This window comes from Burkholderia sp. BCC1644 (genome assembly GCF_902833225.1).
In the GTDB taxonomy this organism is placed as follows: Bacteria; Pseudomonadota; Gammaproteobacteria; order Burkholderiales; family Burkholderiaceae; genus Burkholderia.
The window spans coordinates 139653-162136 of sequence record NZ_CADFEI010000015.1 but is presented as its reverse complement, the minus strand read 5'-3'; the positions used below and the strand labels follow the sequence as shown (position 1 = coordinate 162136).

At 65.0% G+C, this 22484-nt stretch carries 7 protein-coding genes; 5 read left to right on the top strand and 2 right to left on the bottom strand.

Annotated elements, in window-relative coordinates:
- The first annotated feature begins 6 nt into the window (after positions 1–6).
- From HWX87_RS27155 to HWX87_RS27145, 3 genes are all read left to right on the top strand, one after another.
- Complete coding sequence (locus HWX87_RS27155; RefSeq protein ID WP_176050161.1) at positions 7–2250, top strand: tetratricopeptide repeat protein; 2244 nt, start codon at positions 7–9, stop codon at positions 2248–2250.
- Positions 2247–4520: a tetratricopeptide repeat protein gene (locus HWX87_RS27150; RefSeq protein ID WP_176050160.1), complete on the top strand. Its 2274-nt coding sequence runs from the start codon at positions 2247–2249 to the stop codon at positions 4518–4520. The genes HWX87_RS27155 and HWX87_RS27150 overlap by 4 nt, the downstream gene beginning before the upstream one ends.
- A 284-nt stretch (positions 4521–4804) precedes the next feature.
- The gene (locus tag HWX87_RS27145; protein ID WP_244137774.1) at positions 4805–17437 is read left to right on the top strand and encodes a filamentous haemagglutinin family protein; all 12633 of its coding nucleotides are present in this window, start codon (positions 4805–4807) and stop codon (positions 17435–17437) included.
- An 847-nt stretch (positions 17438–18284) separates the two neighbouring features.
- Here the strand turns inward: HWX87_RS27145 and HWX87_RS27140 are convergent.
- Positions 18285–19589 carry a substrate-binding domain-containing protein gene (locus tag HWX87_RS27140; RefSeq protein WP_176050158.1) on the bottom strand — a complete coding sequence of 435 codons (1305 nt, stop codon included), beginning with the start codon at positions 19587–19589 and terminating at the stop codon, positions 18285–18287.
- A gap of 663 nt (positions 19590–20252) precedes the next feature.
- Here HWX87_RS27140 and gspF point away from each other — a divergent pair.
- On the top strand, positions 20253–21470 hold the full coding sequence (gspF, locus tag HWX87_RS27135) for a type II secretion system inner membrane protein GspF (protein WP_176050157.1): 1218 nt from the start codon (positions 20253–20255) through the stop codon (positions 21468–21470).
- Between the two features lie 13 nt (positions 21471–21483).
- Here the strand turns inward: gspF and HWX87_RS27130 are convergent, their stop codons facing one another.
- The gene (locus tag HWX87_RS27130; protein ID WP_176050156.1) at positions 21484–21930 is read right to left on the bottom strand and encodes a general secretion pathway protein GspC; all 447 of its coding nucleotides are present in this window, start codon (positions 21928–21930) and stop codon (positions 21484–21486) included.
- 64 nt (positions 21931–21994) lie between these two features.
- Here HWX87_RS27130 and gspG point away from each other — a divergent pair, with 64 nt between their 5' ends.
- Positions 21995–22477 carry a type II secretion system major pseudopilin GspG gene (gene gspG / locus HWX87_RS27125; protein WP_176050217.1) on the top strand — a complete coding sequence of 161 codons (483 nt, stop codon included), beginning with the start codon at positions 21995–21997 and terminating at the stop codon, positions 22475–22477.
- Positions 22478–22484: the final 7 nt, after the last annotated feature.

Here is a 22484-nt window from a genome sequence, read left to right as displayed (position 1 = left end):
CACACGATGACACCGAACGGGGAAGGGACGACACTCGCGAGCGCGCCGGTCGCGCCGGATCGCCGTCCGCCCGACACCGCGCAACTCGAACGGCTGCTCCTGCGTGCGCGCAAGGCGCACCACGACGGCGCGCTGCAGCATGCGGAACACGCGTATACGGAATTGCTGACGCTCGATCCCGAGCATCCGGAGGCGCTGCACCTGCTCGGCGCGGTGCGCTTTCAGCAAGGGCGCCTCGACGATGCCGAGCCGCTGATGCGGCGCTCGATCGAGCGTCGGCCGGTGCCGCTCGCGCTCGCGAATTACGCGGCGGTGCTGACCGGGCTCGGGCGCGAGCACGACGCGCTCGCGCGGCTCGACGAAGCGCTCGCGATCAATCCGGTTCATCAGCGCGTGCTGTTCCAGCGCGCGGGCCTGCTCGCGCAACTCGCGCGGCACGACGATGCGTGTGCGGTCTACGATCGGCTGCTCGAGCTGACGCCCGGTTTTGCCGACGGTTATGTGAAGCGCAGCGACATGCAGCGCGCGCTCGGCCGTCACGACGACGCGCTCGCCGATTGCGATCGATCGATCGCGCTGGCCGGGCGTTCGTTCGACGCGATGCGCGGGCGCGGTCTCGCGCTGCGCGAACTCGGCCGCTTTCGCGATGCCGTCGACAGCTACGGCTACGCGCTTGCGCAAATGCCGGGCAGCGCCGAGGTGCTGTTCCTGCGCGGTGTCGCCTATCTCGACCTGAACGATCCCGCGCGCGCGCTCGCGGATTTCAATGCGGCAATCGCGGCGAGCCCGACCTTCGTCGATGCGATCTTCAACAGCTCGATCGCGCTCGAGCTGCTCGGCCGGCACGACGAGGCGCTCGTGCGCTGCGACCGCGTGCTCGCGATCGATCCGCGCCATGCGCGGGCGCTGGCGAACCGCGGCAACGCGGCCAGCCACCTGGAGCGCTATCGCGATGCGGCCGACAGCTATGCGCGCGCGCTCGACGCGGAACCGCGCAGCACCGGCGTGCTGTGCAACTACGCGAGCGCGCTGATGCGCATCGAGCGTCATGACGATGCGCGCGACATGTGCGACCGTGCGCTCGCGCTCGATGCGGGCTATGTGCCCGCGTGGTTCACGCGCGGCCGCGTGCAGCTCGAAACGCACCGCTACGCCGCTGCGCTCGACGATTTCGCGCGCGTGATCGACGCGACGCCGCGCGACAAACTTGCGCACTTTCACAAGGGCAATGCGCTGCGCGCGCTGCGGCATCACGACGCCGCGCGGCAGGCCTATGCGGATGCGATCGAGATCGATCCCGACTACGTGCTCGCACACTGCATGCGCGCGTTCCTGTGTTTGTCGATCGGCGATTTCGAAGCGGGCTGGGCCGAGTACGAATGGCGCTGGCGTGATACGCAGCTCGACGCGAGCCGGCGCACGTTCGCGCAGCCGCGCTGGACGCACGGGATGCCGCTCGACGGCAAGACGATCCTGCTGTACCCGGAACAGGGGCTCGGCGACACGCTGCAGTTCTGCCGCTATGTTCCGCTCGTGAAAGCGCTCGGCGCACGCGTCGTGCTCGAAGCGCCGGTCGAACTGAAGGCGCTGTTCGCCACGCTCGACGGTGTCGATGCGCTCGTCGCGCGCGGCGAGCCGCTGCCGCCGTTCGACCAGCATTGCCCGCTGCTGAGCCTGCCGCTCGAGTTCCGCACGGACCTGGAGTCGATTCCGGCCGGCGTGCCGTATCTCTCTGCCGATCCCGTGCGTATCGCGCAATGGCGCGAACGGCTTGGCGCACCGACGCGGCCGCGCATCGGTCTCGTGTGGTCCGGCAACCCGCTGCACCTGAACGACCGCAACCGCTCGATGACGCTCGCGGATCTGCTGCCGCTGTTCGACGACCGTTACGAGTGGATCAGCCTGCAGAAAGTGGTCCGCGACGAGGATCGTCCGGTGCTCGACGCGAGCGCGGTGCGCTTCGTCGGCGACGACCTTGCGGATTTCGCCGATACGGCCGCGCTGACCGCGCTGATGGACGGCATCGTCAGCGTCGATACGTCCGTCGCGCACCTCGCCGGCGCACTCGGCCGGCCGCTTGCGCTGATGATTCCGCATACGCCCGATTTCCGCTGGCTGCTCGAGCGGGACGACAGCCCGTGGTATCCGTCGGTGCGATTGTTCCGCCAGCCCGAGGGCGGGCAGTGGGCGCCCGTCGTCGAGCGGATCGCGGCGGAGCTGCCGACGCTCGTCGGCGGAGGCGCGCGATGAATACGCGCCGCGGGGCCGCACCGTCGCCCGGCGCCGGCGCCGGCTTCGGCGCAAGCGCCGCGCCGTTGCGTGCGGTGCTCGACGATGCGCTTCGCCAGGCCCGCGCGCGGCTCGAACTGCGCGACTTCGCGGGGGCCGGACGGCTCTACGAAGGCGTACTGACGATGGCGCCCGACCATGTCGAGGCGCTGCACCTGCTGGGTCTCGTGTATCTGCAGCTCGGCGATCCCGGGCGGGCGGAGCCGCTGATCTCGCGCTCGATGCGGTTCGGATTGAACCAGCCGTGGAATCTGGCGAACCATGCGGCGGCGCTGACCGGTGTCGGCCGTCACCGCGACGCGCTCGCGCTCGCCGATCGCGCACTCGCGGCCGATCCGGACCATGCGCCGTCGAATGCGGCGCGCGGCGATGCGCTGCTCGCGCTCGGGCAATACGACGCGGCGCTCACGGCCTACGATCGGGCGCTCGTGCGGGAACCGGCGCACGCAACGGCGTGGCGCAAGCGCGGCGAGACGTTGCGCTGGCTCGACCGGCCTGCCGATGCGCTGATCAGCATCGAGCGCGCGTTGCGGATCGACCCGAACGATGCGGCCGCGAACCTCGAGCGCGGGCATGCACTGCGAGCGCTCGGTCATCGCGAGCAGGCGCTGCACAGCTATCAGCTCGCGATGGTCGCGCGCGGCAAGACGCCGGAGATCGTCTACGCGTGCGGCGTCGTGATGACCGAACTCGGCCGCCCGGCCGATGCGCTCGCGTGTCTCGACGAAGGGCTCGCACGGTTGCCGAAAGACGAGCAGTTGCTGTACGCGAGTTGCGTCGCGCTGGATCTGCTGCATGCCCGCGACGAATTGCTGAAGCGCTGCGACCGGCTGCTCGCGCTGAATCGCGGCAATGTCGCGGCATGGGTCGGGCGCGGCAATGCGCTGCTCGGGCTCGAACGTCATGCGCAAGCCGCCCAGGCTTATGCGCAAGCACTGGCGCGCAAACCCGACGATATCGACGCGCGCCGCAACAGTGCGGCCGCGCTGCGCGCACTCGGCCGGTTCGACGATGCGCTCGCCGATTACGACGCGGCGCTGGCGCTGACGGGCCCGCATGCGGAACTGCATTACAACCGCGCGCTCGCGCTACAGCAGCTCGGCCGCTACGACGAGGCGCTCGCGAGCCATGCGGCGGCGGCGGCCGCACCGGCGGAAACTGCGCAGGCCCTGTTCACGCGTGCGCTCGCGCGCCAGCACCTCGGCGACGATGCCGCCGCGCTGACCGACTACGCCGATGCCTGCCGGCGCGATCCGAACCACGGCGCCGCGCGCCGTTCCGAGGCGTTCTGCCGGCTGCTGACGGGCGATTTCGATGCGGGCTGGCGGCAGCACGAGGCGCGCTGGGATGCGGCCGACGTGATGCTGCACCGGCGTCATGCGGACCGGCCGCTGTGGACCGGCGACGAACCGCTCGCCGGCCGCACGCTGCTGCTGCATGCGGAGCAGGGGTACGGCGACACGCTGCAGTTTTGCCGCTACGCGAACCTGGCGCACGACGCGGGCGCGACCGTGATCGTCGAGGCGCCGGCCGCGCTCGGCGAGCTGCTCGGCACGCTGCGCGGCGTGAGCCGGGTTGTCACCGAAGGGCAGCCGATGCCGGCGTTCGACCTGCAGTGTCCGCTGATGAGCCTGCCGTACGCGTTCCGCACGACGCTCGATACGGTGCCGGCCGACGTGCCGTACCTGCGCGCCGATGCGTCGCGGCGTGCCGCGTGGGTGCAGCGTATCGACGCGATAGCGCCGCCGGGCCGGCTGCGGGTCGGGCTCGCGTGGTCCGGCAATCCGCGCCACGCGAACGACGAAAACCGCTCGATACCGTTCGCCGCGCTCGCGCCGCTCGTCGGGTGCGATGCGCTCGACGTGACGTTCGTGAGCTTGCAGCCGCAGGTGCGTGCGCGTGATGCCGACGCGCTTGCCACGAGCGGCGTGCTGTCGTTCGCGGACGCGTTGCAGGATTTCGCCGAAACGGCTGCGCTGGTCGACACGCTGGATCTCGTGATCAGCGTCGACACGTCGGTCGCGCATCTGGCGGGCGCGCTCGGGCGGCCCGTCTGGGTGCTGCTGCCGCGCGTGCCGGACTGGCGCTGGCTGCTCGAGCGCGACGGCAGCCCGTGGTATCCGGCCGCGACGCTGTTCCGGCAGACGCGGCCGGGAGACTGGCCGGCTGTCGTCGGCCGCGTGGCCGACGCGCTCGGCACGGTACGCCGCGACCGCTCCGAGGCGGCGTGACCGGCCTTCCATGACAAAAGCTACGGACCTTTTCACGGCGGCCGGAATGGTCCGTAACAGTCGCCATGTCGCTGCCATTCGCGCTTCGTATGGTCTTCGGATTCCAGCGGCCTGTTTCGGGCGCAACGACATGTGCGGTGCCGGACCGGCGCCGCGCGCAAATTCCTAGCATCGGGGTGGCAAGAATGGCAGCACGCGCACGTACGGATCGGCAACTTCGCGCAACGGCCTCGCGGTCGGTCCTGAATTCGGAGCTGAGCCCGCTTTACCGGGCGGTCGTGCTGATGCTCGCGGCGGGCGTGTCCGCGCATGCGCACGGGGCGGGCATCACGAACCTCGGGCAGGCCACCGCGCGGGCGTCAGGCGGCGGCGCGGGCGGAGCCGGCGGCGTGCCGGGCATGCCGAATCTCGGCGTGTCGCCGCAGCAGGCGTTGCAGGCGAGCCAGCCGTCGATCCGCAACCTCGGTTATGCCGCGCACGCGATCGCCGCGCAGATCGCCGCGCAGCAGAATGCGGCGGCGGCCGCGGCGAAGCTGCCGTCGACCGTGCCGAACGGGCTTGCGCCGGGCGGGCTGCAGGTGGCGGCGGGCGCGACGGGCGATACGAACAATCCGGTGCTGTGGTTCAACGCGAACGCGCCGACGCAAAACGCCGACGCGAGCGGCCACGTGAACGTCGACGTCAAGCAGACCGGGCAGAACGCGGTGCTGACGTGGGAGACGATGAACGTCGGCCGGCAGACGACGCTGAACTTCGACCAGTCGGGCGGCACGCAGACGAACGGCGCGAACAACTGGGCGGTGCTGAACCGGATCAACGATCCGAGCGGGCGGCCGAGCCAGATTCTGGGGAACATCAGCGCGCAGGGGGCGGTGTATGTGATCAACCGGAACGGGGTGCTGTTCGGCGCCGGGTCGCAGGTGAACGTGCATTCGCTGGTGGCGTCGTCGCTGAACCTGCTGGACATGAAGAACCAGATCGTACCGACGCCCGACGGCATCGTTGCGAGCAATCAGCAGTTCCTCAGCTTGCCTGCCGGCACGACCGGCGGGCTGGCGTATCCGGAGTCCGGGAGTTCAAGCGGGGTGGCGGGATCGTCGAGTCGCCCCAACGAGATACTCGGGCTCGGCAACGTCGCGAAAACGAGTGGTAGCTATCAGGCGCCGGGCGACATCACGATCGAACAGGGTGCGTCGATTGTGACGCATACGAACGGCACGGTCAGCGACGGCGGATTCGTGCTCGTTGCAGCGCCGAACGTGACGAATGGCGGCAGCATCACGGCGACTGACGGCCAGGTCGTGCTGGCCGCGGGTGTCGGTGTGAGCTTGCGGCCGAACAGTGGGCTGAAAAACAATCCGCAACTGCTGTTGCCCGAGCTGAGCGGCCAGATCGTCACGACGCAGAATGGTACGACGGTCGACCTTACGCCGGTGGGCACGCTGACGAACACGGGCATCGTACAAGCCTCGCGCGGCAGCGTGAATCTCCTCGGCGGCCGCGTCGCGCAGAATGGTGTGGTAGGCGTGACGACGAGCGTCAATACGCCGGGCCGGATCACGATTTCGACGGTCGACGAATACGTGTCGAACGATCCGCTCGGCAACGCGTATCCGGGGACACCGCTTGCAACGGGCGGACTGGCTGGCGGCAGTGCAGACAACGCGAATCGCTCGGGTTTGCTCACGTTCGGGCCGGGCTCGGTCACGACCGTGCTGCCAGACAGCAGCGGGCAGACGGCGACGTCGACGCCCGGCACGACGTTCACGCCCGGCGGCATCGCAATGACGGCCGGTGCAGTGTGGTTCCAGGGCGGTTCACTGATCGAGGCGCCGGGTTCGAACGTGTCGGTGACAGCGCTTTCGCCATCGGTAACGGCCTATACGCCTGACGTCAAGCAGAGTTCGGCGCCTGGCCGCATTTATCAGGATGCGGGATCGACGATCGACGTGTCCGGGCTTGCGAACGTCGAAATCCCGATCGCGCAGACGCTCGTGACGATCGATCGGATCGGCCAGAACGAACTCGCCGATTCGCCGTTGCTCCGGAACAGTTTCCTGTTCGGGTTGAAGGGAGTCGTCGTCGACAGCACGTTAACGGGCACGCGCAGCGACGGCGTGTCATGGGTCGGTAGTCCGATCCTGAATCTGTCGGGCTATGTGAACCTGATTCCCCGCAGTGTCGATCAGCTGTTGACCAACGGCGGGACGATCACGCTGTCTGGCAACGAGGTGATGACTGCACGTGGTTCGTCACTGAACCTGAACGGCGGGTACGTGCATGTCGACGGCGGGATCGTCAATACGACGCGACTCGTCGACGCAAATGGTGCGATCGTGCCGATCGGGCAGGCGAGCCAGTACGAAACCTACGTCGGAATTTCCGGCCAGTTCATCGAAAGCCATCCGCGCTGGGGCGTGACGAAGACGTGGTACAACCCGCTGCTGACGGCCGGTTCGTATCAGGGTGACTATATCGTTGGTGGCAACGCAGGCACGCTCGACCTGTTCGCGACCTCGACGCTCGTGCTCGATGGGGACATCAGCGCGCAGTCGTTCGGCGGCGCGAAGCAGATGCAGGGCAACAGCCTGCCTGCGAGCGGGACGTTCAATCTCGGTGCAGATGCGAAGCTCACCAGCGGCACGCTCGCCAGCCTGACGTGGAACAATTCGAATGCGGCGCCGACCGGCGTCACCGGCTTGACGATTCTGCAAGGCCAGGCGCCGCAGCTCGACGATCTGGCGGCGGGTTTCTCGAGCAATACGCCGATCGACAGGGCGTCGCTGCAGAATGTCGCCGCGACCGATCCGCACAACGTGCTGACCACGATGGTGGTGCCGGTCGACGCGCTGAACGCCGGCGGCTTCTCGAACGTCAACGTGACGCAGGATACGCACGGCGGCAAGGGAATTGTCGTCGCGCAGGATACCCGCCTCAACGTGCAGCCGGGTGGCTCCATCGCGCTCAACAGCGCGACCGGCGGTGCGGACGTCAATGTGGCGGGCAGTTTGTCCGCACCGGGCGGATCGATCTCCATCACGAGCGGCGGCAATATCGTCGTCGGTCCGCAAGCCGTGCTCAGTGCTGCCGGCCAATGGGTCAACAACGACGTACAGGCGGCGCCGGGTACGACGCCGGGCAATACCCAGTTCGTCAACGGCGGCAACATTTCGCTGGCGACCAGCGAGCAGTCGATCGGACACGTGGGTGAAGGTTTCACGGATGCGACAGGCGCGATTCTGTTGCGTCCCGGCAGTGTGCTGGACGTGTCGAGCGGCGGCGAACTGCTGTCCAGCGGCCAGTTGCTGATGCAGAACGGCATTCCGGTCGGGCGTGGCGGGAACGTATCGTTGCAGACCTATGTCGCTCCTCAGTCAAAGCAGTTCGGCCATATAGGCGATGGCGGCCCGAACCTGCCTACGACGCAACCCGCGAACGGCACCATTGCGCTCGGTGGCACGATTCTCAGCGATGGCTTTTCGGGCGGCGGCACGCTGACGTTGCAGGCGCTCGGCTTCAGGATCGGCGGCGATCAGAAAGCTGCCGCACCGTGGGATGTCTATCTGCCGGAGAGCTTCTTCGCGCAGCAGGGCTTCGGCAAGTATGTACTGAACGCCTACTACGACGCGACCGTGGCGCCCGGTGCGACGGTCGCGCTGACTCAGCGCAATCTGATTCCGGATGCGCTTGCGCTGCAGCAGGCAACCACCGGTAGCAACCTGTCGACGGCGGGGCTGACGACCTCCGGTCGACTCGACGACTACCACCGGCAGTCGACCAGCCTCGTGTTGACGGGCGGCAACTATGTGTCATGGCTGACCGCGGGGAATACGGCGCCGTCGTATCCGGGCGTGACGGGGGCCGTCACGCTGTCGTCCGGCGCATCGATTCACGCGGATGCCGGTGCGAGCGTCGGGTTCGGCTCGCCCACGCAGGTGACCGTGCTCGGCTCGATCGTCGCGCCAGGCGGGTCGATCACGCTCAGTGCGGATTCGGGCGGCACGTTCGGTCAGACGGGCCAGTACGGCATATTCACGCCGAGCGACAGCCGATCGGTCTGGCTCGGTACGGACGCGGCGCTCGATGTGTCGGGCACCGCACTTGCCAATCCGCTCGCCGCGCCGGTCAGGATCGGGGCTACGACCGTCGTGCCGAACACCGGCAAAGTCCTGTCGGGCGGCTCGGTCACGCTGTCGAGCGATGCGGGTTATGTGGTTGCGCAGCCGGGGTCGCGGATCGACGTGTCCGGTGCATCGGCGAACTTCGATCAGTTGCAGGCAAACGGGACTTATGCGTCGCAGCCGGTGTGGAGCGATGCCGGTTCGATCACGCTGTCTGCCGCGTACGGCCTCTTCGCAGATGCGACGCTCGCTGCGCACGCGGGCGCTCCGCAGGGGCGTGGCGGCACGCTGGCGATCCTGCCGCATCAGAACAACAACGCAACCGGCGCGACCGCACTGGTCATCCGGCAAAGTGGCGAACTGACGCCAGCAGGTCTCGGGGCCGGCCAAAGCTTCGCGACCGCCATCGACACGACGACCGGCTTGCCGATCGGCAAGCCGACCGGCGTGATTCAATTCTCTGTCGACCGCCTCGACGGATCGGGCGTCGCGAATCTCGTGCTTGGCGACGCCACGCCTATGCCAGCAGCCGTGGAAGTGCCGCCGATTGCGTTCGCAGGCGACGTCAAACTGGCGCTGCCTGAATCGGTTACGTTGAATACCGGGCGCGTCGCGGCGCTAGGCATGGATCAATTCGCGACCCTGCTGTCGACGCCTGCAACGCAATCGAACGGCAGTACGAATCCGGCCTCGGTTCTTCAGACCTTGCTGACGCAGCCGCCGCAGCGGCCGTCCGGCACCACGATCGAGATCGATGCGCCATACGTCGCACTGATCGGGCCGACGCTGACGGCGCAGTCGCCGGCATTTGCGCCGGTCGCGACCCGGTCCGATGCGACGCTGAATGTGAACGCGTCGTTCATCGATCTGCGTAATCAGTTCCAGCTGAACAACGTCGGACATGCGAACTTCGTCAGTGCAGGCGATATTCGGATGAGCTCGTCCAATACGAATTCTTCGGGCACCGCACTGCTCCCCGGCGTTCTTTACACGCCTGGCAACGTGTCGTTCAGGGCCGCGGACCTGTATCCGGCCACCGGCAGCACGTTCATCGTCGATGCCGTCGGACCGATCGATCCGGCGACGGGAAAGCCGGCGCCGACGACCGTCACGTTCGCGTCGAACGGAGCATCGGGCACACCGTTGTCGGCAGGCGGCACCTTGCTCGTCGATGCGACCGATATCGTGCAGGGCGGTACGGTGCGCGCACCGTCGGGCACGATCGTCTTCGGCGTCGGCGATCCGTCGAACGCCGCGACCCAGGCGCAGTTCGCCGGCCAGCCGCTGGTCGCGACCGATTCGGTGACGTTCGCGAACGGCAGTACGACGTCGGTATCGAACGGCGGTCTCGTGATCCCTTATGGCACGACGGTCGACGGCGTCGAGTGGCAGTTCAATCCGACCACGGGCGCGACCGCGCCGGATCTGACCGCGCCACCCGCGAAATACATCGGCGTCAACGGCAGCCGCGTCGCGCTCGACAAGGGCGCGAAGATTGACCTCTCGGGCGGCGGCGACCTGCAGGCGGTCGAGTGGGTGCCGGGTACGGGGGGTACGCGCGACGTGCTGTCGCAATACAACGTCAGCTATGCGAACAACCCCGCCGGGGCGACGGTTCCGGTCAACCCAGGGGCGACGAATGTTTATGCGATCGTGCCGGGCGCGCAATCGCCGGTGGCGGCCTACGATCCGGTGTTCGCGCACTCGGTGCAGCCGTCGGTGGACGGTTCGACCGTCAGCACGACGGTATCGCTCGGTTTGGGCCAAGCCGGCTTGAAGGACCCGGTCGGCAAGGCCGTCTATCTGTCCGGGGTGCCAGGGCTGGCGGCCGGCTATTACACGCTGCTTCCCGGCAAGTACGCGACCCTGCCAGGGGCATATCGCGTCACGCTCGCGAGCGCGCCGGGTAATGTCGCACCGGGGGCGAGCCAGGTGCTGCCGGATGGCACCGTGATGACGGCCGGTTATTTCGCTGATGCGCTGACGGGCGGCCGCAGCGCGACGCCGACGCTATTCAACGTGCAGTCCGGGCCGGTGTGGCAGCAATACTCTCAGTACACCCTGACGGGCGCGAACGCTTTCTTTGCCGCGCAGGCCGCGAAGAAAGGCAATGTGACGCCGCCGTCGCCGGTGGACGGCGGTCAACTCGTGCTGGCTGCAACCAAGGCATTGACGCTCGGCGCTACGCTGAATACGGCTGCCGGCAGCGGAGGGGCGCCGGCGGAAGTCGATATTGCGTCCCGGGACATTCAGATCCTCGGCAATGGCGGTACCGCGTTGCAGGGTTATCTGCAGATCGGCAGTGATGCACTCGATTCGCTGAATGCGGGCAGCCTGCTGATCGGCGGCACGCGTGCGGCAACGACGAACGGCGTGACGATCACGCCGATCGCGAACAGCGTGATCGTATCGAACGATGGCAACACGGCGCTCAAGGGCCCGGAGATCCTGCTCGTCACGAAGACCGACGCGAGCGGCACGGATCCGAATGCCGTGAATGGCCTGCGCATCGACGCAGGCGCGTCGATCGTGGCATCCGGCGACTATCCGGTGGCGAAGGACCAGCCGATTGCAATCGCAGGCGACGGTGCGCTGCTGCGCGTGTCGAACGGCGCGATGGCGCCGCTCACGCGCACGGGCTCGACCGGCAGCGGTCTGCTGACCGTGGGCGCAGGTGCAACCCTCTCAGGCGGCCAGGCATTGACGCTGGATTCGTCGGGGAACCTGAAGGTCGATCCGAGCGCGGTGCTGTCGGCGACGGCGATCACGGCGGACGGCTCGGCTATCACGTTCACCGGTGCGAATGGCGCGGCTTCCGCTGCACTGCCAGGTTTCGTGATCGATCCGGCCGGGCTCGCGCAATTCGGCAAAGCGCAACAAGTGACGCTGCGCAGCTATGGCGCGATCGGTTTCGTCGGCGACGTGAATGCGACGTTCGGCAACAGCGTGAACCTGAGCGCCGGGACATTCACGAGCGATGGCGGCAGCGTGACGCTGAATGCGCAGCGGATCACGTTCTCGAACGAAACGGGGGCGCCGAACGGTACGGCAGCATCGGGCAGCGGCACGCTGACGGTCAATGCGAAGGAGATCGATTTCGGCGCGGGAACGAAGACGGCGAGCGGTTTCGGCTCCGCAAGCATGACCGCGTCGGGCGGCGTCGTCGGGCAGGGCACCGGCACGTTCGACTTCGGTACGCTTCCGGTCACGCTGAATGCGCCCGTCTATCTTGCCGATACGAGTTCGGCATCGACCGTGAAAACGACCGGCGCACTGACGTTGAATGGCGCGTCAGGCACCGCGCTGGCTACGACACCGGTAGGCGGCGCATGGCATTTCATCGGCGGGACGATCGCCGACAACGGCGCGACGATCGCCGCCCCTGCGGGCAATGTGAGCCTCGAGGCGACGAGCGGCAACCTGACGCTCGGCAGCGGTTCGACAGTGAGCGCAGCTGGCGTGTCGAAGCAGTTCTTCGACATCGTGCAATACGCGCCGGCCGGCGCGATTACCCTGACGGCCGATGTCGGCACGGTCGACGTGCAGGCCGGTTCGACGCTTGATTTCTCGGGTGCGAAGGGTGGTGGCGCGGCGGGCAGCCTGACGTTGTCGGCGCCCAGGCAAGTCGTGAACCTGAACGGCACGATCAAGGGCGGGGCGGCGAGCGGTTATGCGGGCGGTTCGTTGTCGCTCGACACGAGCGGCGCCGCCGATCTCGACGCCCTCGCGAAGACGCTCGCATCGAGCGGCGTGAACCAGGCCATCGCGATCCACACCCGGTCGGGCAATCTTGCGCTGTCTGCCGGCAACACGCTCACCGCGCATGCGGTGTCGCTGACGGCTGATGGCGGCGCGGGCAACGCACTGGACACGGCAAATGGCAACGTCAACGTATCGGGCACGATTGACGCATCCGGCAAGGCCGGTGGTGCGATCGCGCTGTATGGGCGCAGTGGTGTCGACGTCGAGGGCACGCTGCTGGCGCGCGGCTCGGATTCGAAACAGCGCGGCGGCAGGGTCGATATCGGAACGAGCGGCGTGTTCGATCCAGGCGTGGCCGATCCGTACAATGCCACTTACGGTTACGAAAACATCGATCCGTCGCGCGCCGGGTTGATCCGGGTCGGCGCGAACGCGTTGATCGACGTTTCGGGCGGCACGGCCGGCGGGCTGTCGGGCGGCACGGTGAATTTCCGCGCGCCGCTGTTGTCGGACGGCACCGTGAACGTGGTGTTACCGTCTTCGGGATTCGCAGCGGGCAAGGGCATCGCGGGTTCACGCGCGACGACGCTCGAGGCATATGCAACGTGGAGCACCACGGACGCGACGACCGGCGCCAGGCATTTCGACGGCATCGTCGACCCGGCTGGCTGGTACGACGCCAGCGGTCACCTGCTGGCCGGTACCTTCACCGCGCAGAGCACGTCGAGCACGCCGACGACCTTTACGTTCACGCCGGATGGGAGCGGCGGCGGCACCGTAAAGAACAATACGACGGGCGCAACGTCGGCAGTGACACAGGCGCAATTGCAGAGCGGATCCAGCACGATCGGCTTTGGCGGGCTGCAGAGCATGTTCTTTGCGCCGGTGTCGGGTGGCTCGAACACGGATCACCAGACGTTCTACGGGTATCAGGGCGGCAATGCGACGACGGCCGCGCCCGGAACGCTGATGGGTTTCGTGCAGCATGGGCTGGACGCATTGAAGAATCCGTTCACCGGCACGGGAATCGCGAATGCGCGCATCGTGCCGGGTATCGAGCTGGACAATCCGAGCCCGGCGATCAACGGCGGGAACATCGAAGTACTGACGAACTGGAACCTCGGAGCCGGGACGTCGGCGACAAATCAGGCATTCCGGTTCAATGGGCAGGCGCCGATCGTTACGCTGCGGGCGGAGAATGACGTTGATGTCAGGGCGAGCTTGTCGGATGGTTTTTTCCAGATCGCGAATCCGACTGGTACGGGTATCACGATCAACGTGCCCGCGTCGTCGACATATGCAGTGCAAAGCGGTGTGCTGCTGGGGCCGGCGAATTACTACTACTTCGGGTATTACCTCAACAATGGATTGCCGTCGCCTGCGCAGAGGCCATATGACTTCACCTCGGGCGACCCCGCGGAGATCGGGCAGTATTACGGTCTCTATAGCGCGTATCTCGACTATCTGCTATCGCCGGCAGATGCGGTTCAAAGAAGCTTCCTGGGCGTGCCCGTCGGCAAGGTACTCAGTCTGTTTTCGTACTACGGCATCAACATGCGCTCGTGGACGACCCGACCGATGGCTCCGAATCAGCCGGCGCTGGCTGTTCCATACCCGACGGGAGACGCACAGTCCGACGCGGCAGCCTATCTTCGGTACCTGGCCTCCTATAACGGCTATGTGGACAGCGAGATCCAGTTCTACAAGTCAACAGGTATCGCTCCGCATCTGGAGGCGCTATCACCCCCGCCTTCCGTGCTTGGCCCAGTGCTGACGACGACATCCATTGTCATCGCGCCACCCGTGACCGACAACACGCCTGCGCCGGTAGTCACGGCAGGCAATGCGTTGCCACTGGCCTCGGCATCGCTGGTCGCGGGTGCCAGTTCGTCGTATCGGATCGTGGCCGGCGCTGATTTTTCGAGTACCGATCCTCAGGCGCTGAAGCCGGCTCAGGCATTTTTGTCGTCGTCACCCACCGGGAGTGGCGGAAATGTGACGCTCGATGGTCACTTCGAATACAACAACGCAACCAACCCCAATCTCGATACGCCGAACGGTCTGGCCGTGATTGCGCCTACGCTGATTCGGACGGGTAGTGGGGCCATCGACGTATCGGCTGCGGGCAACGTGTCGCTGTTCGATCCGTCGAAGCAGCAGGATTCGGGTGTGACGATTGTCCCGGGCGCCATCTATACGGCGGGCGTTCCGTCGTCGGGCGGGCCAGTTGCGTCCAACACCACCACGATAGTGCAGGGGGGCAGCAACACACGCGGCAACATCCTTGTCACGGCGCCTGTCAATCCGGAGGCTGCCGGTGATATTTCGATTCGTGCTCAAGGCAATATCACCGGCATCGAAAATGTCGTTGATGCAAACGGTACGATTACAGGACAGGCCGGGACTCCAATCGGGCAGTTCTGGTGGCAATGGATGCAGGTGACGGCCAGGCCGACGTTACTGGACGGCGGAAAATTCGTGTCGCTCGACCGGACGTCCATCGATTTCGGTGCATTCGATCAGGGTGTGATGAGTGCTGGCGGTAACGTCATGATCAACGCTGGCGGCAATATCGCCGATCTGGGCGTGTCATTGCCGACCACGTGGTACAAGGACGCCAGTGGTACACCTGTCACGATCGGCGGTGGAAATTTGGTTGTGAAGGCGGGCGGCGACATCTTGAGCGGCAACTATTTCGTCGCGAAAGGAACGGGCGGGATCACGGCAGGGGGGCGCATTGGCTCGGACGTTGTCGTGCAGCCGTGGTTGACGTCGGGGCAAGTCCCGGTGTCGGTCTCGACCTTGCTGGCCACTCAGGACGGCATCATCGACGTCGTTGCGCGGCAAGGCGCGGAAATCGGCGGCGTATTCAACCCATCCTATCTTCAGATCGGAAGCACGAACCTTCAAAGTCAGTACAAGCAGTATTCCGATGCACAGGCATATTCGTCCGATTCGGCCGTCAACGTCATGGCCATTACGGGCAATGTGGTGCTGAACTCGTTGGCGTCGAAACTCGTGCTAAGGGATAGTTTTCAAGGCGGAGCGGTTGTCGATCCATCGTCCGTATTGCCTGCGACCGTGAATGCGACGGCGTTTTCGGGAGGCATCGACGTTGCATCGGGCGGGGCGCTTTTCCCGTCGACGTCAGGCAATTTGAGTCTCATTGCCGATGGTTCCATCAATCTTGCGAATATGGCCGGGATTGGGGGGGCGGGCCCGGTATTCGGTATGTCGGATAGCGATCCATCGGCGATGCCCTCCGCCACGAATCCGTTTGCAACGATAGCCTCGCTCACCGATCCGACGACGGCTGCACACGCCGCCAATGCCTTGCATGCGGACGATCCGGTACCGGCACGCATCTACAGCCTGAACGGCGATATCGTCAGTGGTGTACTGCAGTCGAGCGGAGGAGCAGCAGGATTCTACGACAAGCTCATGCAGGTCGTGATCGACAAGCCGGCGATGATCCAGGCCGGGCAGGACATCGTGAACTTGTCGTTCCGGGGGCAGAATCTGCGTAAATCGGATGTCACCCGCATCGTGGCGGGACGCGACATCTACGATACGTCGTTGGTTTACAACGCGGCCGTGGTGCCTGCGCTGACGCTGGGCGGACCGGGATACTTCGATATCGAGGCCGGCCGAAACATCGGTCCGCTGACTAGCCAGTCCGAGGCCTACGCCGCGTTGAACAGCGCGTATCCCAAGACCGGCTTGTTGACGGGCATTAACGCGACCGGAAATGCGTCGAACCCGAACCTGCCACACGACAGTGCAAACGTAAATATCCTGTTCGGTGTCAGTCCGGGAATCGATACCGGCACGTTTATCTCGAAGTACATTGATCCGACCGGGTCGAGCGCGGGCGTGCCGGGCACGGCGTCCGATCTCATTGCCTTCGTACAGCAGTACGTCGCAGGCAATGTGGTCGATACGGGACTAGTCAAGGACCAACGTGCGATCGAACCGCTGGATGCGATGCAGGCATGGTCGAAATTCAAGAACCTGCCTTCGTACGTTCAGCAGATCTTTGCGGAACAGGTGTTGTTCAACGTGCTGACTCGGGTCGGTGAAGATTACAACAACGCCGCGAGTCCCTATTTCCAGAAGTACGCACGCGGCTATGACGCGATCAATACATTGTTCCCTGCGTCGTTCGGCTATACGGCGAACAATCTCGGAGGCGGTGGAAACGGTACGAACAAGCCGATCGATACCGGTGATCTCGATATCCGGAACACGACGATCCAGACGCAACAAGGCGGAAATATCTCGATCCTGGGCCCCGGCGGACAGGCGCTGGTCGGCAGCGCGTCGGCACCGCCGCAGATTGCGGATACAAGCGGAAACGTGGTCGTCGGTCCCGGCGCAATGGGTATCCTGACGCTTGAGAAGGGCGACGTGAACATCTTTACGGATCGAAGCGTACTGCTCGCGCAAAGCCGGATTTTCGCCGAGCAGGGCGGCGACATGACGATCTGGAGCTCGAACGGAGACATCAACGCCGGCAAGGGCGCGAAATCGTCGGCCGATACGCCGGCACCTCAATACGTGTGTGACCCGAATCACTACTGTACGGTCGATGCGCGCGGGCAGGTCACGGGTGCAGGCATTGCGACGCTGCAGAGCGTGCCCGGTATTCCGTTGGGCACGATCAACCTGATCGCGCCGCGTGGTACCGTTGATGCCGGCGATGCGGGTATTCGCGCGGGCAACCTTAACGTTGCGGCGCTGCGCGTGGTGAACGCGGACAACATACAGGTGACGGGTAAAGCATCGGGCATCCCGCTGGTGCAGGCGGTGAACACCGGTGCGTTGACCGCTGCGAGTGCGGCTGCATCGGCTGCGACCCAGGTCGCGCAGGACATGGCGAAGAACAACGCATCCGGCGGGGCGGTACGGCGCTGGACGATCTCGGTGCAGGTCGAGGGTTTTGGCGATGCAGGCGGTGACGGGTCAAAGAAACACCGCCAGCAAGTCGGCTATGATCCGTCGAACTCGGTCTCGATAATCGGATTTGGGCAAGCAAGCGCAACACAACGTGCCGGGCTGACCGAGGCTGAGCGCGCGAAGCTTGGCAAGATCTGATCACTCGATTGGCTGGGTGAGGCAGGGCAACCATGTTCCCGGCGGTGTTTCGTGTGCGGGATCGACGTGAATCGCGCGTTGAAAACGGGATCGCGAAATAGCAGTAGAGACTGCGTAACGAACGTGCCGGGACAATGAAATCAAAATGACTGTGCCCCTGGCAATCCAGGGGCACAGTCGCTTGCACCTGGAAATCGGCTTGTCGATCGCTTGCCGGCCTACAACAGTACCGGCGCAGACGCTCGGGTTACTGCGGCCACGTGCGTTGCTCGGGAGGTCGTCAGAGATGGCTCTCTGATAGGCATCCGGAACCGTATCGAAGCCGTTGCCGCGAATGATCGGTGCGAAGCAGGCATTCGTATAGTGCGCGTTCAGGAAGTCGTGTATTGCTGTACTGACGCTGGGGTCGGTATGACACTGACTCGGAATGATCTGGTTCGTACCGGAAATAGGGTAGCCGGAAGGTGGAATGCGCTGGCTGATGTTATCGCGATGCTCTGCGGTGTTCCGATGTGCCAAACATCCTGATTTCGGTCGTGGGGCTGCAGGTTGCGCCGATTACCGGGGCGACGAGCGATGAGCCACCGCCTTGCACGTTTGGTGCGGCCATCGCGACCGTGATACCCAGGCCGGAAAGAACGGGGGGATGAGCTTGCGGACTCTACGCCGATAAAGTGTCATATAGGATTACTTCTTAATATGTATGACGCCTGGTGGACAGTTTGCAGCGACTTGAATATTTGCACGCGGCGCGGAGTGCGTGCCCCACGCGCATAAATAAAAACTGCGCCCTTGGAGCCCCAAGGGCGCAGTTGCCTGGACGTCAGTCGAGAAGGTTGCCGATCGCTTAGCGGCCGACCACCGTACCCGTACAGACGCTCGTGTTGCCGATGTCGAGGTTGAAGCCGCTTGCGTTGCTCAGGAAGTCGTTCGAGATGGCCGTCTGGTACGACGACGGAACCGTGTCGAAGCCATTGCCGTGCACGACGGACGCGTAGCTGGCGTTCGTGAAGTGGTTGTTCAGGAAGTCATGAACGTTCGTCTTGACGGTCGAGTTGGCGTAGCACTGGCTCAGGATGATCTGGCTCGTGCCCGAAACCGGATAGCCGGACGCCGGGTTACCCGCGTTCGGCACCCAGTTGGCCTGATTCGACGCCGCGAGCTTGTTCGACGGCGGAGCAATCGTGCCGAGGGCCGTCGACGCATTCGCATACGTCGGCGCGTAGTACTTGCTGTCGCCCCTGTTCACGAGGCTCGCAATCGGCAGCTGGAATGCGCTGGCCGACGTCACAACCGTGCTTTGCGGAGCCAGGAACGTGTTCGTGTAATCCGGGCTCAGGTAAGCGACAGCAGCCGTACCGGCCGACTGGTAGCTCACCAGTTGCGTGCGCACGCCGCCGCTACCCGAGGCAGCCGTGAAGTTCGCCGGCACGCCGCCCGGGAACGAAGCCGTGAACGTCAGCGAATCGACGAACGATACACCCGAGGCCGTGTTGGTGGTCGTACAGACAGCAGCCAGGTGACGGGTCAGCAGTTCGGTCGTGCCGCTGCCGTCCGAGCGATAGATGACCTTGATCGGCGCGCTCAGCGCATAGGCCGAGCCGGTTTCCGGATTGATGACCTGGTTCCAGTTCGTCAGCTTGCCCGAGAACACGCCGCACAGATCGTCGTCGTTCAGCGCGATGCTATGCGCTTGACTCGGCGTCGTTTGCGGGGTCGTCGTGCTCGTCACGGCCGGGCCATTGACGACCGGCACCGTGATCGGCGTGACGATATACGGGATCTGGATCAGCGGGCCGTTGGTCGTGCCGAGGCCAGCTTTGTACGACGAGATCTGCGTGGTCGCCAGTGCCGCGTCGCTGTTCGCGAAGTGGACCGTGCCCGTGACGCCTGCGCCGAAGAACGTCGGCTGGTTGTTCAGGAACGCGTTCTGGCCGGCGCCCGAGCCGACCGAGTAGTACGTGAACGTGGCGTTGGCGGTGCCGTACAGGCCGATTTCGCCGGAAGCCGGCGAATTGGCGCCGATGGTCGGGGCGACGAGCGACGAACCGCCACCTTGAATCACGGGGCCTGCGGCCATCGCGAGCGATGCGCCCATGCCCGAAACAACGAGAGCGAGGACTTGACAGATCTTGCGCTTGCTGGATTTCATGAGAAATTTCCTTGGACGAAGATAAACGGGAACCCCTGCTACTGCGGTTGGAATGCTTTTGGACCGCCGGGTAAATGTAGGGGGAAATCCGAATGACGCGTGTGAATTTTTCATAACGAATGGTGCGTAACATTTTCAACTGACAAGTCATTGCGTTATTCGAATTGATAAGGCGTAGATTGGGGCGTTATTCGGCACAGACCGGAGTGTTCAGATATTGGGATTCAACCAGGGTTGTTCGACGGATCGTGTGTGGGAGCCCGCATCACACTTGACGGAAGCTGTCGGCGTAGTACGCGAGCCCGGGAAGCGCTATCCCAACTTCAAGACGGTTTTGTGGCGGATGCTACGGAACATTCCGTGCGTCGATGAATATCCACGTCTTTGATGTATTTCTTTAGTTGGCCGTGCGAATCCGTAAATTGAAGCGCGAGGCAACGTGTGTGTATTTAATGTGTGACCGATTAATTGATTGGATAAGGGTGAAATCGTTTTTACGTTATAAGAATGGATAACCCAGGTAATAAAGCCCGCCAAAAAAGGTAGCCCAACATCCGTCACAAATTTGCGCCGGTTCGCTCCGTAGTCTTCCCCGGCGACTCCGTCCGGCATGCTGCGCGACGTCATCGAAAGCAGTCGCGCACGTGACAGGAGAGCACCGGCATGTCGGCATTCCGCTACGAAGCGATCGATCCCACCGGCCGCACGCTGAAAGGCGTGCTCGAAGCCGACAGCGCGCGCGCAGGCCGCAGTCATCTGCGCACGCAAGGTCTCACGCCGCTCGTCGTCGAACTTGCGGCACAGCGCCTGCACGGCGAGCGCCACCAGCGCCTGTCGCTCGGACGCAAGCTGTCACAGCGCGAGCAGGCGATCATCACGCGCCAGCTCGCGAGCCTGCTGGTCGCAGGGCTGCCGCTCGACGAATCGCTGTCGGTGCTGAGCGAGCAGGCCGAGCGCGACTACGTGCGCGAGCTGATGGCATCGATCCGCGCGGAAGTCGTCGGCGGCCATTCGTTCGCGAATGCGCTGACCCAGCATCCGCGCGATTTCCCTGAAATCTACCGCGCGCTCGTCGCGGCCGGCGAGCACACCGGCAAGCTCGGCATCGTGCTGTCGCGCCTGGCCGACTACATCGAACAAAGCAACGCGCTGAAACAGAAGATCCTGCTCGCGTTCACGTATCCGGGCATCGTCACGCTGATCGCGTTCGGCATCGTCACGTTCCTGTTGAGCTACGTGGTGCCGCAGGTCGCGAACGTGTTCACCAGCACCAAGCAGCAACTGCCGACGCTGACGGTCGTGATGCTCGCGCTGTCGGATTTCGTGCGGCACTGGTGGTGGGCGTCGCTCGTGGCGACGGTCGCGATCGTCTATGCGGTCCGCAAGGTGCTGTCGCGCGATGCGCCGCGGCTCAGGTTCGACACGTGGCTGCTGACCACGCCGCTGGCAGGCAAGCTCGTGCGTGGCTACAACACGGTGCGCTTCGCGAGCACGCTCGGCATCCTCACCGCGGCCGGCGTACCGATCCTGCGCGCGTTGCAGGCGGCCGGCGAGACGTTGTCGAATCGTGCGATGCGCGCGAACGTCGACGACGCGATCGTCCGCGTGCGCGAGGGCTCCGCGCTGTCGCGTGCGTTGGCCCATACGAAGACGTTCCCGCCGGTACTCGTGCACCTGATCCGTTCGGGCGAGGCGACGGGCGACGTGACCACGATGCTCGATCGCGCATCCGAAGGCGAATCGCGCGAGCTGGAGCGCCGCACGATGTTCCTGACGAGCCTGCTCGAACCGCTGTTGATCCTCGCGATGGGTGGCGTGGTGCTCGTGATCGTGCTGGCGGTGATGATGCCGATCATCGAGCTAAACAACATGGTGCAGTGACGCGCGGTTCGGCTCAGCGCACGAACGCGTTGGCTTTCTCCACGGCGGGCAGCGTGATCTCGCGTTGCAGGCCGTTGCGGTCGACGACGATCGAGCGTGCGCGAACCTCGGCAAGCTTCGGGGCTTCGCCGATCGCCGCGCCGAGCGACACGACGCGCGATGCGTCGCCGCCGACGCTGACGATCGCAGCCGCGCGGCGCGCATCGAAGGCGAGTACGCCGAGCAGCTGGATGGCATCGCGGCCGTCGTCGGGTTTCGCGCCGAACAGCCGCGCGCCGGCCGCGACGTCGATTGGCGCGGGCGGCGGTGCAAACGATGCGACCGGCGCATCGGCGGCGCTCAATACGCGCACGGCCCACAGCGATACGGTAATGAGTGCCGCGGCGGCGGCGAGCGTTGCCACAAGCGGTGCGAGATCGGCGCGGGAAGGCGCGATGCGAAGCAGGTCGAAGGGTTTCATGGCGACAGGCCGATGCGATGGACAGAAGACGTTCTCCATTCTTTGCTGCGAGGGTGAATGCATGATGACGGGCTTCAACGAAACGCGAGCGTCGTCGTACGCCGGCCAGTCGTGTGGACGCACGCGTCGCCGCACGCAACGCGGCTTCACGCTGATCGAGATCATGGTGGTGGTCGCGATTCTCGGGATTCTCGCTGCGCTGATCGTGCCGAAGATCATGAGCCGTCCGGACGAGGCGCGCCGCATTGCCGCGAAGCAGGACATCGGCACGATGATGCAGTCGCTGAACCTGTACCGTCTCGACAACGGTCGTTATCCATCGCAGGAGCAAGGGCTGACCGCGCTGGTCCAGAAGCCGGCCACCGATCCGGTACCGAACAACTGGAAGGACGGCGGCTATCTGGAGTGGTTGCCGAAGGATCCTTGGGGCAACGCGTATCAGTACCTGAACCCGGGCGCGCATGGCGCGATCGACGTGTTCAGCTACGGCGCAGACGGCAAGCCGGGCGGCGAGGGGAACGATGCGGATATCGGCTCATGGCAGTAACGGCATA

Coding starts and splice junctions, on each gene's coding strand:
- HWX87_RS27145 (WP_244137774.1), top strand. CDS start 4,805: ATGCTCGCGGCGGGCGTGTCCGCGCATGCGCACGGGGCGGGCATCACG.
- HWX87_RS27130 (WP_176050156.1), bottom strand. CDS start 21,930: ATGAAACCCTTCGACCTGCTTCGCATCGCGCCTTCCCGCGCCGATCTC.
- gspF (WP_176050157.1), top strand. CDS start 20,253: ATGTCGGCATTCCGCTACGAAGCGATCGATCCCACCGGCCGCACGCTG.
- HWX87_RS27155 (WP_176050161.1), top strand. CDS start 7: ATGACACCGAACGGGGAAGGGACGACACTCGCGAGCGCGCCGGTCGCG.
- HWX87_RS27140 (WP_176050158.1), bottom strand. CDS start 19,589: ATGAAATCCAGCAAGCGCAAGATCTGTCAAGTCCTCGCTCTCGTTGTT.
- HWX87_RS27150 (WP_176050160.1), top strand. CDS start 2,247: ATGAATACGCGCCGCGGGGCCGCACCGTCGCCCGGCGCCGGCGCCGGC.
- gspG (WP_176050217.1), top strand. CDS start 21,995: ATGACGGGCTTCAACGAAACGCGAGCGTCGTCGTACGCCGGCCAGTCG.